The sequence below is a fragment of the Pseudomonas syringae pv. tagetis genome (assembly GCF_022557255.1).
Taxonomy (GTDB): domain Bacteria; phylum Pseudomonadota; class Gammaproteobacteria; order Pseudomonadales; family Pseudomonadaceae; genus Aquipseudomonas; species Aquipseudomonas caricapapayae.
Genome location: NZ_CP092923.1, coordinates 3,834,384 through 3,850,156 on the forward strand (window position 1 = coordinate 3,834,384; position 15,773 = coordinate 3,850,156).

At 60.0% G+C, this 15,773-nt stretch carries 15 protein-coding genes; 11 read left to right on the plus strand and 4 right to left on the minus strand.

Annotation, left to right across the window (positions count from 1 at the left end; all coding sequences use genetic code 11):
• The first annotated feature begins 3 nt into the window (after positions 1-3).
• Genes MME58_RS16945 through MME58_RS16965 form a run of 5 tightly spaced genes read left to right on the plus strand, consistent with a single transcriptional unit; the run spans position 4 to position 5,976 of the window.
• Entirely contained in the window at positions 4-1,221 is a 1,218-nt protein-coding gene (locus tag MME58_RS16945) for a glycosyltransferase family 4 protein (RefSeq protein ID WP_055005388.1), read from the plus strand.
• On the plus strand, positions 1,212-2,312 hold the full coding sequence (locus MME58_RS16950) for a glycosyltransferase family 4 protein (RefSeq protein ID WP_054985279.1): 1,101 nt from the start codon (positions 1,212-1,214) through the stop codon (positions 2,310-2,312). Before MME58_RS16945 ends, MME58_RS16950 begins: the two co-directional genes overlap by 10 nt.
• Positions 2,312-3,727 carry an O-antigen ligase family protein gene (locus tag MME58_RS16955; protein ID WP_054985280.1) on the plus strand — a complete coding sequence of 472 codons (1,416 nt, stop codon included), beginning with the start codon at positions 2,312-2,314 and terminating at the stop codon, positions 3,725-3,727. Before MME58_RS16950 ends, MME58_RS16955 begins: the two co-directional genes overlap by 1 nt.
• Positions 3,724-4,545, plus strand: a complete 822-nt coding sequence (locus tag MME58_RS16960) for an acyltransferase (RefSeq protein ID WP_054985281.1) — start codon at positions 3,724-3,726, stop codon at positions 4,543-4,545. The genes MME58_RS16955 and MME58_RS16960 overlap by 4 nt, the downstream gene beginning before the upstream one ends.
• 15 nt (positions 4,546-4,560) lie before the next feature.
• Positions 4,561-5,976: a lipid II flippase MurJ gene (locus MME58_RS16965; protein ID WP_055005389.1), complete on the plus strand. Its 1,416-nt coding sequence runs from the start codon at positions 4,561-4,563 to the stop codon at positions 5,974-5,976.
• Here MME58_RS16965 and MME58_RS16970 read toward each other — a convergent pair.
• The gene (locus MME58_RS16970) at positions 5,910-6,863 is read right to left on the minus strand and encodes a LysR family transcriptional regulator (protein ID WP_054985283.1); all 954 of its coding nucleotides are present in this window, start codon (positions 6,861-6,863) and stop codon (positions 5,910-5,912) included. The two genes, MME58_RS16965 and MME58_RS16970, sit on opposite strands and share 67 nt — an antisense overlap.
• Positions 6,864-6,993: 130 nt before the next feature.
• Here MME58_RS16970 and MME58_RS16975 point away from each other — a divergent pair, with 130 nt between their 5' ends.
• The 6 genes from MME58_RS16975 (at position 6,994) to MME58_RS17000 (ending at position 12,162) form a co-directional block, all read left to right on the plus strand.
• Positions 6,994-8,154, plus strand: a complete 1,161-nt coding sequence (locus MME58_RS16975) for a TDT family transporter (protein WP_055005390.1) — start codon at positions 6,994-6,996, stop codon at positions 8,152-8,154.
• Positions 8,155-8,219: 65 nt separating this feature from the next.
• Positions 8,220-9,137 carry an EthD domain-containing protein gene (locus MME58_RS16980; RefSeq protein ID WP_054985285.1) on the plus strand — a complete coding sequence of 306 codons (918 nt, stop codon included), beginning with the start codon at positions 8,220-8,222 and terminating at the stop codon, positions 9,135-9,137.
• An 83-nt stretch (positions 9,138-9,220) separates the two neighbouring features.
• On the plus strand, positions 9,221-9,553 hold the full coding sequence (locus tag MME58_RS16985; RefSeq protein WP_055005391.1) for a DUF7693 family protein: 333 nt from the start codon (positions 9,221-9,223) through the stop codon (positions 9,551-9,553).
• Between the two features lie 301 nt (positions 9,554-9,854).
• On the plus strand, positions 9,855-11,072 hold the full coding sequence (locus MME58_RS16990; RefSeq protein WP_054985287.1) for an aldose 1-epimerase family protein: 1,218 nt from the start codon (positions 9,855-9,857) through the stop codon (positions 11,070-11,072).
• Between the two features lie 144 nt (positions 11,073-11,216).
• Positions 11,217-11,894: a type 1 glutamine amidotransferase domain-containing protein gene (locus tag MME58_RS16995; RefSeq protein WP_055005392.1), complete on the plus strand. Its 678-nt coding sequence runs from the start codon at positions 11,217-11,219 to the stop codon at positions 11,892-11,894.
• Between the two features lie 118 nt (positions 11,895-12,012).
• Positions 12,013-12,162: a hypothetical protein gene (locus tag MME58_RS17000; protein ID WP_061447420.1), complete on the plus strand. Its 150-nt coding sequence runs from the start codon at positions 12,013-12,015 to the stop codon at positions 12,160-12,162.
• 6 nt (positions 12,163-12,168) lie between these two features.
• Here the strand turns inward: MME58_RS17000 and MME58_RS17005 are convergent, their stop codons facing one another.
• The 3 genes from MME58_RS17005 to MME58_RS17015 all read right to left on the minus strand — a co-directional run bounded on the left by MME58_RS17005 (position 12,169) and on the right by MME58_RS17015 (position 15,606).
• The gene (locus tag MME58_RS17005) at positions 12,169-13,104 is read right to left on the minus strand and encodes a LysR family transcriptional regulator (protein ID WP_055005393.1); all 936 of its coding nucleotides are present in this window, start codon (positions 13,102-13,104) and stop codon (positions 12,169-12,171) included.
• A 68-nt stretch (positions 13,105-13,172) separates the two neighbouring features.
• Entirely contained in the window at positions 13,173-14,396 is a 1,224-nt protein-coding gene (locus MME58_RS17010) for a cyanate transporter (protein WP_054985290.1), read from the minus strand.
• Positions 14,397-14,514: 118 nt separating this feature from the next.
• A complete protein-coding gene (locus MME58_RS17015; protein WP_054985291.1) occupies positions 14,515-15,606 on the minus strand; it encodes an MBL fold metallo-hydrolase in 1,092 nt (363 codons plus the stop codon).
• Positions 15,607-15,773 lie beyond the last annotated feature (167 nt).

Sequence of the window (15,773 nt, forward strand, 5' to 3'; positions counted from 1 at the left end):
GCCATGCGAATTTTATGGACGCTCCCTTACTTGCCCTGGCCAACCACTAGCGGCGGCAAAACCCGGGAATACCATTTGCTGCGCAACCTGGCAGCGCGCGGCCATCGCATCACCTTGCTGGTGCAGTCCAAGATCGCGCTGGACGACAGCGCCCGTGCAGCATTGGAGCCCTGGCTGGAACGCTTGATCGTGATCGATCGCCGCCCGTTGCTCAGCCCGCGCACACTGCTGGCCGTGGCTTTTGCGCCAGCACCGATGCTGGCCAGCGTCAACGGTTACGCACCAAAGCTGGAGAAGGTCTTTGAACAGTTGCTTGAACAGGACTGGGACATCATTCAGTTGCAGCACACCTACTTCTTTCAGCCGTTCGAACGAGCACTCAAACGCTCGGGCAAACCGTTCGTGCTGACCGAGCACAATGTCGAATCGGATCTGGGTGCCGCCAGTTACGACCGCTTGCCACGCTGGGCCAATGCTTTCGCCGTCTACGACCGCTGGCGCTACCGCCGCTGGGAAACCCGCGTGTTCCGCCAGACCGGCGAATTGATCGCGGTCACCGAAGACGACGCCAAGGTACTTTCGCGCCTGAGTGGCAGGGCCACTTCCTATGTCGTCAACAGTGTCGACTGCGCGCACTACGCCAGCGTTCATGCAGACCGTAACAGCCATCGGCTGCTGTTCATCGGCAACTACGAATACGGCCCCAATATCGATGCCGTCGAGTGGGCGCTGGACGAGATCATGCCACTGGTATGGGCTCAGGCCCCCCATGTGCGCTTCGCCATTGGTGGCTTCGGTCTGCCTGAGGCCTGGCGTGAGCGTTGGCCTGACCCGCGTATCGAATGGCTGGGTTTCGTACCCGACCTGCGCGTGTTGCAGGCCAGTGCCTCTATGTTCTTTGCGCCACTGCGTCAGGGCGGGGGTTCCAAGCTCAAGACCCTGGAAGCCATGGCCGCCGGCCTGCCGGTGGTCACTACCGGGCAAGGCGTCTCCGGGCTGGCGGTCACCAATGGCGAACATTATCTGGGCAGCGAAGAGGCGTCAGGGCTGGCAACACTGATTGTCGAATACACCGACAAACCGCTACGGCTCGACCAGATCGGCGAGGCCGGCCGCGTTTATGTTCGCTCCCGCCACGACTGGTCCGTTTCGGCCGCCCAACTGGAAGTGATCTACACCCGTTTTTCGCACCTCAAGCAAGGATCGCGCTCATGCGTATAGGACTCGACTACCGCGCGGCAGCCGGTTATCCCACCAGCGGCATCGGTCGCCAGAACCTCGCCCTGGAACAGGCGTTTCGTGAACATCCGGATGTGCAACTGCAGCTGTTCGGTGTGGCCCCCTACGATCATCCGGTACGCCGCTTGATGCACACCCCGCGCTGGGCGACACCGCTGGACTCGGTACATCGCCTGCCGGACCGTTTGCGCTTCGAAGGCTCGTTCCTGCCCGAGGCGCTGCGCGATGCAGGTGTGCAGATCTACTTCGCCAATATCAACATGGGCCTGCCACTGGGGCGCAAGCCGGCTGACATGCGCTATGTATTACAGTTGCACGATCTGTTTCAGATCACTCAGCACAACAGCCACGGTTCGCGGCTGAAGGCCAGGATCTACCGGCTGACCGATTACCTGTCGATTGCCTGGTCACTGAGAGTGGCCGACCAGGTCTGGGTGCCTTCGCAATTCACCGCCAACGAAGTCGCGCGCCTGTTCCCCAAAGCCAAGGGCAAGCTGCGCGTAGTGCCGCTGCTGATAGAAGGCTTCAAGGGTGAGCCCGCCGATATCAGTGCGCTGCGGCTGCCCCTGCGTTACTGGCTGTGCGTGGGCACGCGCGAACCGCGCAAGAACATCAAGTGGTTCGTCGATGCCTGGCAAACCGCACGCATGCAGTTCGTCGATACCCCGGAGCTGGTGCTGGTCGGCGGCGATGACCCGCTGACCGAAGCGCAGCGTCAGTTACCGGGGTTGCACGTCCTGAGCGGTCTGAGCGATGCAGAACTGCACGCGGTATACAAAAGTGCCGATCGACTCTGGCAGCCGTCCAGAAGCGAAGGTTTCGGGCTGCCGGTCATCGAAGCCTTGAGTACCGGCACACCGGTTGCTGTGGCCACAGGCTCTTCGCTGGACGAAATCGCCCCGCCCGACAGCCCGCGCTTTTCGCCTGTCGACAGCGGCAACCTCATCAGACTGATGGGTACTTTGTCGCATGCGCCTGAAGACGACCCTGCAATTGCCAGACAATGGACCGAGCGCTACCAGTTGAAAGCCTTTTGCGAACGCGTGCACGCGACGCTGGAGGAATTACGCTGATGCCACTGGCCTTGCCCCTGGGGCTGATGTTCAGCCTGATATTCGGCGTGATGATCTGCATGCTGCCTGCACCGCTCGTTGTAGCGGCAGAAATCGGTCTGGCGGCGGCTGCGACGATCATTCGTCGTCCCATACGCGGGCTTCTGCTGTTTTGCCTGATCGGGACCTTCCTGCCCTACTCTACGATTCAGATCGGCGTTCGTACCACGGTTTCCGAAGCGTTGATCATGTTGACCTGGGCCAGCTACCTGCTGCACGCAGTCTTTCAGGAACGCAACACCGTGCCCAAAATGCTGCGCACCGAAAAACTGCTGGTGGCATTGATGCTGTTCAGTGCGTTCCCGTTTCTGGTCGGTCAGTTGACCGTCGTCGCAGAGGGCAACGGCCCGATCAACTGGGTCCGCTGGCTGTTCAACCTGTCGGTCCTGTTTCTGGTACCGCGCCTGCTGAGGGACCCCAAGACTCTGGAAAGCGCAGTCATGGCGCTGCTTGGCGGGACTCTGCTGCTGTTGCTGTTGTCGATCACGGTCTATATAACCAAAGGCTCGGCAACTGCCATCATTCCGATTCTCGGCAGTCTGGGCTACAGCGGCGCGGACATCCTGAGCGAGAGCCTGCTGTCGCTCGCCAGCCGCATGGGCTCGCCGTGGATGCACCCCAACGTGGCAGGCGGTGCACTGGCGATGCTGCTGCCGCTGGCGTTCTGCTTCGGCATGACGCGCACAGGTTCGGCTCGCAGGCTGGGCCTGGCGGTAGCGGTACTGGGCGCCATCGGCCTGTTGCTGACCGGCTCACGCGGAGCACTATTGAGTCTGATCGCCGTGATGCTGCTGATGGCCCGGCGACGCATTCCACATCTGGGACGGCTGCTGATGGGCGGGATGGTGGCCGGCATTTTCCTGCTGATGTTCTACCCGCCGCTGCAGGACCGGCTGATGGGGCTGTTTACCAGTGACGACGTCAGTACCGCGATCCGTTTCCTCGAATACAGCAATTTTCCCGACGCGGTGGCCACCTTCCCTTTCGGCATCGGCTTCAAGACCGACCCGCCGGTACTGGGTTATACAAAATTCGGCATTTCCAATCTGTGGCTGAATTTCATCTACAAGATCGGCCTGCCGGGCATGCTGCTGTTCATAGCCATTACCGTCAGCTGGTGGAAGGAAGTTCGCCCAGGCAGCGACCGGGTCGTACTGACTCCGGAGAACGCGATTGCGCTTGGCTGCACCACGGGCGTGCTGGCTGCGTTGTTCAGCGGCCTGTTTGACCACTACTTCAGTTTCACCAGCGTGCTGGTTGCCTTGTTCTGGCTATTTGTCGGCATCAGCCTGCATGAAGCCACACGCCTGCGCGGCAAAACCGCAACCCCTCTTAAACACCTTGACGCCTCACCCGAGCCGGGAGCCTCCTCATGAAACACCGCATGATGCATTCTCATAATCTCAGAGAGGCACTGCCCGACTATGCGCGCAAGATGGCGGTACCGCTCGAAGAGCTGGAAGCCGCCTACCAGTGGATGCTGGACAACGAAGTGTGCTTCGAAACGCGAATCAAGGAACGCACCCTGTCGTTCATTTGCTACCTCGACATCGAGCCTCGCATCGAGCACCCGCTGGCACGACGCTTCTATAAGCTGCTGGCCAGTGAGACCAAGGGTGCCCTCATTCCACTGTACGGAATCAACTGGCCAACCCTGCGCGATCGCATGCTGCGAACCTGGGAGCATGCTTACAACATTCTGATCTGCAAGATTCCCAGCCATACCCTGCGCCTGTTGTGGTTGCGCATCGGCGGAGCAAAGATCGGCAAGGGCTCGACCGTCTGGCGCAATACCGAGGTGCTCGGTGTCGACAGTCTGCGCATCGGCAACGACACCACCGTGGGATGGCATTGTCAGCTTGATGCACGGGGCGGGCTGGTGATTGGCGATCACGTCACCATCGCTTCACATGTGCTGATCATCGCGGGTGGACATGACCTCAACGAGCCGGAGTTCTGGGCAGTGGGCGGACCGGTATTCATCGCCGACTACGCATGGATCTGCAGCCGTGCGCTGCTCTCGTTCGGTGCAGACATCGGCGAAGGTGCGGTAGTGGGCGGCAATAGTGTGGTCTCCAAACCGGTTCCTCCATACGCCATCGTCAGTGGGCCGAATGCCGAAATCAAAGGCGAGCGCGCTCGAAACCTCAACTACAAGGTGGGCGGCAAAGGCCTGTTCACCTTGTTTCACTGATCAGCGCCGCACGCGATGCTGGGTTCGACGCTCTGGCTGACACTGGCCACCCTCACCGGCCTGGCAGCCGGTTTCGCCCGTGAATGGCTACTGGTGGCAGCGTGGGGAGCCGGGGGGCAGAGCGATGCATTTCTGGTCTCGATGTTCTTGCCCGAGGCGTTGCGCATGTCGCTCGCCGCAGGCTTGCTCAGCGCTGCCGCATTGCCTCTTTATCAACAGCGCCCCGCAGACCGGCAACAACGCTGGCTGGGCGGTATGGCACCGCGCCTGTTATTGACCGGCGTGGTATTGAGCGCAGTGCTGGCGATCGGTGCCGGGGGGCTGGTGCGCCTTATCGGTCCGGGGCTGGACGCCGGCGGTTATGCGCAGGCGGCCGGCGGCCTGCGCTGGCTGGCATGGTGCGCGCCGGGCTTCATGCTGCATGCGCTGTTTTGCATACCGTTGCAGGCCCGGTCGCGCTTCGTGCTGGCCGGGCTTGGCTCGCTGCTTTTCAATCTGCCGCCGGTCATCTACCTCGCCACCTTCAGCCACACCTCGACGTCAGACGGGCTGGCCGGTGCCTGTGTGCTGGGCAGCGTGCTGATGCCGGGCGTACTGGTGCCTGCGCTGTATCGCTCGGGCTGGCGACCCTGGCAGTGGCGGTCGGAAGCTGGCGCAATGGGTGAACTGCTGCAACGCATCGGCCCGCTGCTGAGCAGCAACCTGGCCAGCCAAGGGCTTGCCCTGCTTGAGCGAATGGTGGCTTCGTTGCTGGGTGAAGGCGCGGTGACCTGGGTCAACCTGGCGCGCAAACTGATCAACCTGCCGCTGATTGCGCTAATGAGCCTGAACCAGGTACTGCTCGGACTGATGAGCGGCAGCGCCGGCGATCAGCGCCTGTCGCTGCTCCGACGCGGGCTGGGCAGCGCCACCTTGCTGACCCTGCCAGCGGTGGCCGGGTTGATCGGTGCAGCTGGCGCGCTGGTGACACTGTTACTGCCCAGCCAGAGCCATGAGGGTCCGTTGCCGGGGCTGCTGGCCTGGTTTACCGTACCGCTGATGTTCGGTGCCTGGAATGCCCTGCTGGCGCGCTATGCCTACGCGGCTGGCGACACACGCCTGCCGCTCAACTGCGAGTTGATCGGCAGCCTGTGCAACGCGCTGCTGCTGGCGGCGTTGCCCTTTGTCTTGGGCCTCACCGGGATCGCCATCGCCGCGCTGGGTGGCGCACTGGTTACAGGCCTGCTGCTGATGCGTCGCCAGTCGTTGCTGGGCGTTCTGCCGTGGCGCAGTCATTGGCTGCTGGCCAGCCTGCTGCTGATCTTCGCCGCCCTGTTGCTGCATCCACTGCATGACATCTGGCTGCAACTGGGCCTGAGCTGTCTTTACGGCGCGTCACTGCTGGTCGGACTGGCGTTGTGGCTCAAACCGTGGCGCAGCGTGAACGCTTGATCGGCAGCTTCTCGGCAGGCCTCCCTGAAGCGCTCCAGGCTCGGTGAAATGAACTTGTCGCGGTGCCTGATCATGAAAAACCGGCGATTCAGCGCAGGCAGCGGACTGGCGAGTGTGCGCAGTTGCCCGCTTGCCAGCAGGTCGGCGACGACCCGACGGGACAGGCAACTGATGCCGATGCCTTGAGCAAGGGTGCGCTTTATCGCTTCCGAGCTGCCGACCTGGCGCATGTCCTGCAGATCGTGCAAATGCCTGAGCAAAAGGTGTTCGACCTCCTCCCGAGTACCCGAGCCCGGTTCACGCAACAGCCATTCCGCGCTCTGCAGTTCTTCCAGCGAAACGTGTTTCTGCCGGGCCAGCGGATGATCACAGCCGGCAACGATGACCATTTCGTCGATCAGCCACGGCTCGGCAATCAGCTCGGGCAGATGACACGGAGCCTCGATCAGGCCCATATCGATTTCAAACTGCGCAACCTTTCGGGCGATCAACGCGCTGTTGCCGATGTCCACATCGACCCGCAGCAGAGGCGTCGACCTGCGCAAAGCGCCGACGATCTGCGGCACTGCGTAATTGCCGATGGTGCTGCTACTGCCGATGCGCAGACGAGCATTCAAGGCCGCACCGGGCAATAGAAAGCTGTCTTCGATTTGCTGGGCGCTTTCCAGCAGCTTCATGGCACGGGGCATCAGGGTCTGACCGTTATCGTTGAGGACCAGCCGCTTGCCCACCCGATCAAAAAGCCGTGTGCCCAGCGCGCCTTCCAGCTCGTTCAATGCTGCACTGGCGGCTGACTGGGACAACGACAACGCATGGCCAGCGCTGGTCGTGCTGCCACAACGGGCAATTGCGCAAAAAATCTGTAATTGACGCAGGTTAAGTCTCAAGGGCGAACTCCGTTGCCGGAAATATCTACCTGAAAATCAGGTAACAAGAAGATAGATTACCCGTTTAGAAGATTTACCGTGGCTTCGTAGACTGATGGCCTGTTCCGCAACCATCAACAGGAGACCGGTCATGAACAGGTTTGTCGTTCTCATCCAGGACCACACGCCCCTTACAGCGCTGGCAAGCCCGCGTGAGGCGATCCGGCAATTCACCCCCAACTGGTTCGCAGTGACCATGGGCACCGGCGTTCTGTCGCTGGCGCTGGCGCAACTGCCAGGGGACATGGCAGCAGTGCGCGAAGCGGGTGAAGGGTTGTGGTTCCTGAACATCGGTCTGTTCATGCTTTTCAGCGTAATGTACGCCTGCCGCTGGCTGCTGTTTTTCGACGAGGCGCGCCAGGTGTTCGGCCATTCCACCGTATCGATGTTCTTCGGCACCATTCCCATGGGACTGGCGACGATCATCAGCGGCCTGCTGGTGTACGGACCTGCGCGCTGGGGCACTGCCATCGTTCCACTCGCAGAAGCGTTGTGGTGGCTGGACGTGGCGATGGCAATGGTGTGTGGCGTGCTGATCCCGTTCATGATGTTCACCCGTCAGGACCACAGCATCGAAAAGATGACCGCTGTCTGGCTGTTGCCCGTGGTCGCGGCAGAAGTTGCAGCAGCCTGCGGCGGGTTGCTCACGCCGCATCTTGCCGCCGCAGACTCGCAGTTCGCTGTGCTGGTCACCAGCTACGTGTTGTGGGCCTACTCGGTGCCGGTGGCATTGAGCATTCTGGTGATTCTGTTGCTGCGCCTGGCATTGCACAAACTGCCTCATGAAAGCATGGCGGCGTCGAGCTGGCTTGCGCTCGGCCCCATCGGCACCGGTGCACTGGGCATGCTGGTGATGGGCAGCGAAGCCCCGGCCATCTTTGCCGCTCACGGTCTGGCGTCGGTCGGCACGGTGGCGGCGGGCATCGGCGTGGTGGTCGGCACGTTGTTCTGGGGTCTGGGTTTGTGGTGGATGGCGCTGGCCGTATTGATCACGGCGCGCTACTTCAAGCAGGGCATCGAGTTCAATCTGGGCTGGTGGGCATTTACCTTTCCGCTCGGCGTTTATGCACTGGCAACGCTTAAACTCGGCGCTGCACTGCACCTGGGCTTTTTCGATGCCTTCGGCGCAGGACTCGTCGCGCTGCTGACGCTGATATGGTTGATGGTGTCGACACGTACGCTGGCAGGTGCCTACCGCGGGCATCTGTTCGTCTCGCCCTGTATCGCTTCGGCCAAATGTATCCGCCGGTAAATTTCCTTGAACTTACGCCGGGGACGAAGCGCCTGAGATAGACATCTTCAGAACAGAGAGCACTCATGCACACCTCAGGGTTTTCCGGTAACTACGGCGCTCGCGATGAGAACATCGTCATTAATTCCTACACCACAGTCCTGCGCAGGACGGGAGTTCCCCACGACGTGTTCGCCACCTACTGGCGTGATGTTCACGGCCCGCTGTGTGCAAGGCTTCAAGGCCTGGGCTGGTATGTTCAGCATCACCTGACGCGTGAAAAGGACGGTCATTTGTGGCCGGTGATCGAAGACATCAAGCCATTGCCTGACTACGTGCTGGATGGCGGCGTGGAGATCGGTTTTCTGTCTGCCGAGGATCAGCGGCAATTCAAGGAGGCCAGCGCCTTGCTGTTCTCCGATGAACAGAACATGTTCGAAGAAACCATCGCCTATGACGTGCCGGATGGCTCCAGCACACTGGTGGATCGTCTGCCAGATCCGATACCCAACGAAACCGCCACACTGGACAAACTGCACCTGCATTTTCACCTCGCCGGCGATGACCTGCCAGCCGCCCGCACAGCCATTGAAAAGCTTGCCCGAGAAATGGCCGGTGCCGGTGCCGTGCTCAAACTGCGTCTGCACCTCGCACAGCCCTACGACAACGCCCAGCCCGCCCCACCCGCGCCCGATGTCAATCACGCGGTCGAGGAATCACGCCTGAACATTGTCATGATGGAGCTGGTATTCGAATCGGCCTGGGCCCGTCGGACCTATTACGCCAGCGAACAGTTCAAGGCCCTCACTCAAGGCATCAGCAGGCACGTTCGTTATATCACTCCGTTTGGTGTCAGCGGGGTCTATACCTACGTGCGTGACGCAATCATGACTACCGCAGGCATACGCGGCAGCAGACAGGCAGAGCTTATCCGTCAACTGGGCGCGATCAACCAGACCCGGCCCGAGATCGAAAGCCTGTTCGGTGCGGCACTGAAGCCCTGAACCACAGTAGGCGTGAGCGGTTATCTCACATGGCACGATTCGGAATTGTGCTTTACTCGGCAAAATGGAACTGCGGAAAGCCTATGAAAGCGCTGACGACTCGTGAGGTATACCAGCAACTGCGAGATGCTGCGATGGGCACCCGGATACTCAAGCGTATCGGCACCCCCACTGCCTCAGGGCTGCAGCACGTCGAAATCGACAACTGGTTGCTGACCCTGGAAATAACCGAAGGCAGCCCGACCCGCTGTCGTGCGTGCCGCTGCCCGCAAGGACGGGAAGGCTCATTCGAAAGCTGGTTGCGCACCGATCCGGTCAGCCTGCTCAGTGGCTGGGAGCATGCGCAGATCGAGCGTTTGCTGGGTGAGGCAGAAGCCAGCCAGATGCACAGTGACTATCCCGCACCGCAGGAATAGGCTCGCTCACCAAGAGGACAGTGCGGTTGTCTGTTCTCTTGGTGATCTGTCAGTACGATAGCGCGATCCAGGCGAATCGCCGCCCCGCTCACAGGCGCGACATGTGCCCGGCACCTGCGTACGTGAGCCACCTCACGAAGACCTCAGCGTCGCCGCTGAGCACCTTACTGAAATACAGCTCCACAGTAGCTTCCGATTTGGCTAGACTCAATCGATTGCTGAATCGTTTAACTGAGCGTTAAACAGGCGTTCAGACAATAGGCAAAACTATAATTCCAATAATTACAGAAGGACCATCGCCATGAAATCCTTTCCTCTGCTCGTGGGCCTCGGCGCCCTTGCTGCCGCTTCCAGTGCGTTTGCCTGGGATTACGTGCTCCTGGACACCGACAAGGCTGCGCAGAATCAACAGATCACCAGTCAGCAACTGGGCGTCAAGACCGACAAGCCCTTCACGATCACGATGCGCACCCTGCACGGCGGTCGTCAGGAAGGCGTGAGCATCATCGATATCGACAACGGCACAATGAAGCTTTCAGTCGTCCCGACCCGTGGCATGAACGTGCTGCAGGCATCGGTGGGCGATGTGCGTATGGGCTGGGATTCGCCTGTCAAGGACGTGGTCAACCCGGCATTCATCGAACTCAATGGCCGCGGCGGACTGGGCTGGCTGGAAGGGTTCAACGAACTGGTGACCCGCTGCGGATACGAATGGGTGGGCCATCCGGGCATGGACAACGGCGAGCTGCTGACGCTGCACGGCCGTGCTGCGAACATTCCGGCCAGCAAGGTGACACTGCAGATCGACGAAAAGCCGCCTTATGCAATACGCCTCAAGGGCGAACTGAAGGAGCAGGCATTCAAGAAAGTGGACTTCTCGGTACATACCGAACTGGTCACCGAGCCCGGCAGCACGAGCTTCTCGCTCAACGATACGCTGACCAACAATGGCGATTACCCGAAGGAATACCAAGCGCTGTACCACAGCAATTTCAGCACGCCGTTCCTGGAGCAAGGGGCGCGCTTTGAGGCACCGGTCAAGCAGGTCTCTCCGTTCAACGAGAAAGCCAAGGGTGATCTGGGTGACTGGCAGACCTACCAAGCACCGACGCCGGATTATGACGAGACGGTCTACAACGTCGTCCCCTATGGCGACGCCAAGGGCGACACGCTCACTGTACTGCACAACAAGGCTGGCAGCCTGGGTGTGTCCGTTGGTTTCAATACCAGACAGCTGCCGGTGTTCTCACTGTGGAAAAACACGGACACCAAAGGTCAGGGCTACGTGACCGGACTGGAACCGGGGACCAGCTTCTCCTACAACCGTCGCTTTCAGCGCCCGCTGAATCTGGTGCCGACCATTGCGCCCAAAGAGCAACGTCAGTTCCAGATCAGCTACAGCCTGCTGGCTGACAAGGGGGCTGTCGACAAAGCGCTTGGCCAGGTCAAGAGCATTCAGGACGGACGCGAAACCGAAGTGCGTAAAGAGCCGCTGGTAGACCTGACAAAGGAGCAGTGATCCTCGTCTGAGCAACGCCGGGTTTCGACGCAGGCCACTGCGCTGAAATCCGGCCTTGAAACGTGACGGTCGTAAAATATTCTGACAACACCTGAAGGTTTCGCGTGTCTACACACTCTCAACCCTTCAACGAAGAGCACGAATATGAAAATCCTGATGGTTTTGACCTCCCATGACCAACTGGGCGACACCGGCAAGAAAACCGGTTTCTGGCTCGAAGAGTTTGCAGCGCCTTACTACGTATTCAAGGATGCCGGTGCCGAGGTTACGCTGGTATCGCCTGCTGGCGGTCAGCCGCCACTTGACCCGAAAAGCGACGAGCCCGACGCCCAAACCCCGGAAACCGAGCGTTTCGCCAAAGATACCGATGCCCAGAAAGTGCTGGCCACTACCGGCCGCCTGGCCGATATCAACGCTGCCGATTTCGATGCGGTGTTCTACCCTGGCGGTCACGGTCCGCTGTGGGATCTGGCCGAAGACCCGCTGTCGATCAAGCTGATCGAAGCCTTTGCCAAGGCCGACAAACCGCACGGTCTGGTGTGCCATGCGCCTGGCGTGCTGCGCCACGTAAAAGCGCCAGACGGTCAGCCGCTGGTCAAGGGTCGCCGTGTCACCGGTTTCACCAACAGTGAAGAGGAAGCCGTTGGCCTGACCGACGTCGTTCCCTTTCTGGTAGAGGACGAGCTCAAGGCGCTGGGCGGGGATTACTCCAAGGGGGATGACTGGAGCGTCTATGTGCTGACCGATGGCAAGCTGGTGACGGGGCAGAACCCGGCCAGTTCCGCCCAGGCGGCCAAGGACGTGCTTACCCTGCTGAACTGACCCATGTGTGCGGTTCGGTGCCCGAAAACATCGCACCCTACCGCACGTCATTCAAATCGAATCTTGCAAATCCGCCACTGACCAACCATCAGATAACCCAATAATCTGGAATACGATCATGGCAGATGAATCCAAACGTGAAGACCTCGATCACAAAGCGGAAAACGCCGGCAAAGTGGGCGAGAAGAACAAGCAGCTCAATCAACAGGGCGAGCAGCCGAGACCTGAAACCTCACCAGACCCGCAGAAAGACAAATCCGGCAACTGACGCGCGTCAGAGCAAGCCGCGCTCTGCACAGACTTTCACAACCTGTTCACGCAGCCAGCCACTGGCCTCGTCCTGATCGGCCTGGGCGCTCCACAGCATGTCCAGACTGAAGCCGGGCAGGGCCGGCGGGAGCTCGAACACTGAAATCCAGGGTTCATTGCCCAGCAGAGTCTGAATGCGTCGTGGCAAGACCAGAATGAAATCAGTGCCTTCGAGCAATTGCAGCGCGGCGCGATAGCTGCTGGCGCGCGCGACGATGTTGCGTTCCAGCCCCTGACGTTGCAGCCAGCCATCCACCATGTTGGTGTCGGATGTCCACGGCGTGGGGTAGACATGGCGATGCTTGACGAAGGTTTGAGTGTCGATCAGGGCGCTAAGCGGTGCAAACCGCGAATCCATGACACAAACCAGATCGTCTTCAAGCAACACCTGCGAAATCAGGCTGTCCGGCACTCGGTGAAAACCCGGGCCGAAGCCCAGGGCAAGGTCGAAAAGGCCATCGTTCAACTGCTCGGCTGGCAATTGCTTCGCAAGCTTCTGGACGTTTACCGTCACTGAAAAACCTGCGGCGACAAAATCGCGCATCAAATGCGGCAACACCAGCAGCTCGAAATATTCCGGAGCACATACCGTGAAGGTGGTTTGCCTGCGGGTTGGATCAAACAGGTTCAGGCCGTCGTGGCACAAGTTGACCGACTCGAGAATCTGCTGAACATGGGCGTGCATGGCTAACGCCTTGCGGGTCGGGCGCATGCCATTGCGGGTGCAGATAAACAGGTCGTCTTCGAAGTTGGCACGCAGCTTTTTCAGGCAATAACTGACCGTCGACTGGCTGACATGCAACGCTTCTGCGACCAAGGTCAGGTTGCGCTGTTCATACACTGAGACAAAGACCATCAGGTCCTGCATGTCCAGCTTTCTCAGGGCATTACTGTTGAGCATCGAGGCATCTCGCTGGCGCTGCGACCGGACGATCAGGTCCACGCGAACAAGATAGCATCAAAATGCAATCATACCGTATCGCCATTGATTACAGGTCTGAGACGGGCGCTGCGCAGGTGATCAGCATAGCGTCGAGGATCAAGTCGCACCACCATCAACAGCAGGACCGCGACCAGCGCAATCAGTGACCACCATGCGCCGGCGAAACTGCCCGTCAGGTCTCGGATCACTCCGGCAAGCAGCGGCGACAGGCTGGCGATGAGATACCCTGTACCCTGCACGAATGCAGTCAGATCGCCCGCCTGTTGCGGGTCATCAAGGTGATCCATGGATACGACAAGACTCATCGGAAACAGGCCGCCGATGCCCAACCCCAGCAAGCAGGCCCACAACAGACCCAACTGCCGCGGCATCAGAATCAGCCCGGCAAAACCGATCATCATCAACACCAGCAGCACCGCCAGAGCCACGCGTTTGTCGCGGCTGCGATTGGTCAGCGCCGGAACCAGCAAACCCGATACGACCTCCATCAGGGTCAGAAAGCCCAGCACCAGTCCTGCACCCTGCTCGCTCCAGCCATTTTCCAGATAATACGGCGCAAGCCATGCCAGCACGCAGGTATAGGCTGCTGTACCAAGTCCGAAGAACACCCCCAGCATCCAGGCCCGTGGCGTGTAAAAGAAAGTCTGCCGAGCCCGAGCAGCGGTTGACGCGTCTGCCTCTGACACATGCCGCTGGGCAAACCACACGCACGATGCCAACAGCGCCAAGAGCGACCACACTGCCAGACCGGCGCGCCAGCTGCCGCTGCCGTTCATCACCAGCGGGCTGAACGACGCGGCCAGCGCCGCCCCGCCCATGATCGCGGTGACATACAACCCCATGCACAACGAGACATTGGCCTTGAAGCGCGATTTAATCAACGCGGGCATCAGCGCCTGAATCAAGGCAATGCCAAAGCCCGCCAGCACCGCGCTGACAATCAGCTCGACAGCAGAGTCGAGAAACAGACGTGCCAGGGTTGCCAGACCAATAACCCACAGCGACAGCATGATGCTGCGATGCGTCCCCAGGTGGCGGGCAATGCCCATCCCGAAAAACATCGCCAGGCCCATAGCCATGACCGGCAGCATGGTCAGCAACGAGGCCGCCCCGAAACCCAGTGGCACCTCCAGGCGTATTGCAGCCAGCAAGGGACCGACCGCGGCCATCGAAGGGCGCAAGTTAAGTGCCACCAGTACGATACTGGCCATCAACCCTATATTCCGAACCGCCAAGCCACGCGCCTGCATACCGTACCGCCACCATTGCCGTCGAGGGGTCACGATTAAGCCGGGCGTGTGCTGACAGGGCAAATCAAATTCTGGGTCGTGCTATCGAGAAATCAGTTCGGCGATACCGCAGCAATCTTCAGGCGTTCTGGCGGCGGCATTTGCAGGACGCTGGACTACCTGTCTGCGCAAACTCGACCTCGACAGCTTCATCGACACCCAGCCACCAGGTCAAACCCCGACACGGGTATTGCACGTAGAACGGCTGCCCCATCATCGGTGTGGTGATTGATACATTCTGCTCCCAGGCCAGCGCCAGAATGCGATCAAACGGTTCGTGCCAGGCATGCATGGACAGGTCGAAGGTGCCGTTGTGAATCGGCAGCAGCCAGCGGCCGCGCAGATCCAGATGCGCCTGCAGCGTCTCCTCGGGCTGCATGTGCACGTGCGGCCACTCGACGTTGTACGCCCCGGTTTCCATCAGCGTCAGATCGAACGGCCCATATTGCTCGCCGATAGTCTTGAAGCCATCGAAATAGCCGCTGTCGCCGCTGAAGAAGATCCGCTGATCACCAATGATCATCACCCAGGACGCCCACAGAGTCCGGTTGCTGTCGAGCAGCGTACGCCCGGAGAAGTGCTGCGACGGGGTAGCGACAAACTCGATGCCTGCCACTTGCGTGGACTGCCACCAGTCCAGTTGACGTACCTTGTGTGCAGGCACGCCCCACTCAATCAGCGTATCGCCTACTCCAAGCGGTGCCAGAAAATGCTCGGTCTTGTCGGTCAGGGCCTTGATAGCCGTGCGATCCAGATGGTCGTAATGGTTGTGCGAAAGAATCACAGCCTTGATCGGTGGCAACTCTTCAAGGCTGATCGGCGGCTGGTGAAAGCGCTGCGGTCCTGCCCACTGTACCGGCGACGCGCGCTCGGCAAACACCGGATCGGTCAGCCAGAACTGATCACGCAGTTTGAGCAGCACCGTCGAATGCCCAAGGCGATATACAGTGTTGTTCGGGGCTGCCAGCAATTGCTGGCGCGACAATGGCTGCACCGGAATCTCACCTGCAGGGCGCGTATCCTTGGGCTTGTTGAACGCCTGATCCCAGAAAATGCGAAGTGTTCGCAGCAGACTTGCCGGTTTCATCGTCGCATGGTTCCGGTATCGCCCCTCGTGACGGGACAAGACAGGCAGTGAAGAAGCATCCTTTTTCTGATGTGTCGAGGCCATGGTGTGCTGACTCCTGGGGACAGGTTGAGGCTCCAGCCGTGCATACTTCGTACGTGATCCCGTTGCAGGATGCTCGATGAAAAATATGTAACAGTGTTTTACACTACACGGTGTAGTTTTAAGCTTGCATGATCCTTGGCGACAAGTAAACTGCTGAGTGTAATTTT

Coding starts and splice junctions, on each gene's coding strand:
- MME58_RS16945 (WP_055005388.1), top strand. CDS start 4: ATGCGAATTTTATGGACGCTCCCTTACTTGCCCTGGCCAACCACTAGC.
- MME58_RS16950 (WP_054985279.1), top strand. CDS start 1,212: ATGCGTATAGGACTCGACTACCGCGCGGCAGCCGGTTATCCCACCAGC.
- MME58_RS16955 (WP_054985280.1), top strand. CDS start 2,312: ATGCCACTGGCCTTGCCCCTGGGGCTGATGTTCAGCCTGATATTCGGC.
- MME58_RS16960 (WP_054985281.1), top strand. CDS start 3,724: ATGAAACACCGCATGATGCATTCTCATAATCTCAGAGAGGCACTGCCC.
- MME58_RS16965 (WP_055005389.1), top strand. CDS start 4,561: ATGCTGGGTTCGACGCTCTGGCTGACACTGGCCACCCTCACCGGCCTG.
- MME58_RS16975 (WP_055005390.1), top strand. CDS start 6,994: ATGAACAGGTTTGTCGTTCTCATCCAGGACCACACGCCCCTTACAGCG.
- MME58_RS16980 (WP_054985285.1), top strand. CDS start 8,220: ATGCACACCTCAGGGTTTTCCGGTAACTACGGCGCTCGCGATGAGAAC.
- MME58_RS16985 (WP_055005391.1), top strand. CDS start 9,221: ATGAAAGCGCTGACGACTCGTGAGGTATACCAGCAACTGCGAGATGCT.
- MME58_RS16990 (WP_054985287.1), top strand. CDS start 9,855: ATGAAATCCTTTCCTCTGCTCGTGGGCCTCGGCGCCCTTGCTGCCGCT.
- MME58_RS16995 (WP_055005392.1), top strand. CDS start 11,217: ATGAAAATCCTGATGGTTTTGACCTCCCATGACCAACTGGGCGACACC.
- MME58_RS17000 (WP_061447420.1), top strand. CDS start 12,013: ATGGCAGATGAATCCAAACGTGAAGACCTCGATCACAAAGCGGAAAAC.
- MME58_RS17005 (WP_055005393.1), bottom strand. CDS start 13,104: ATGCTCAACAGTAATGCCCTGAGAAAGCTGGACATGCAGGACCTGATG.
- MME58_RS17010 (WP_054985290.1), bottom strand. CDS start 14,396: ATGCAGGCGCGTGGCTTGGCGGTTCGGAATATAGGGTTGATGGCCAGT.
- MME58_RS17015 (WP_054985291.1), bottom strand. CDS start 15,606: ATGGCCTCGACACATCAGAAAAAGGATGCTTCTTCACTGCCTGTCTTG.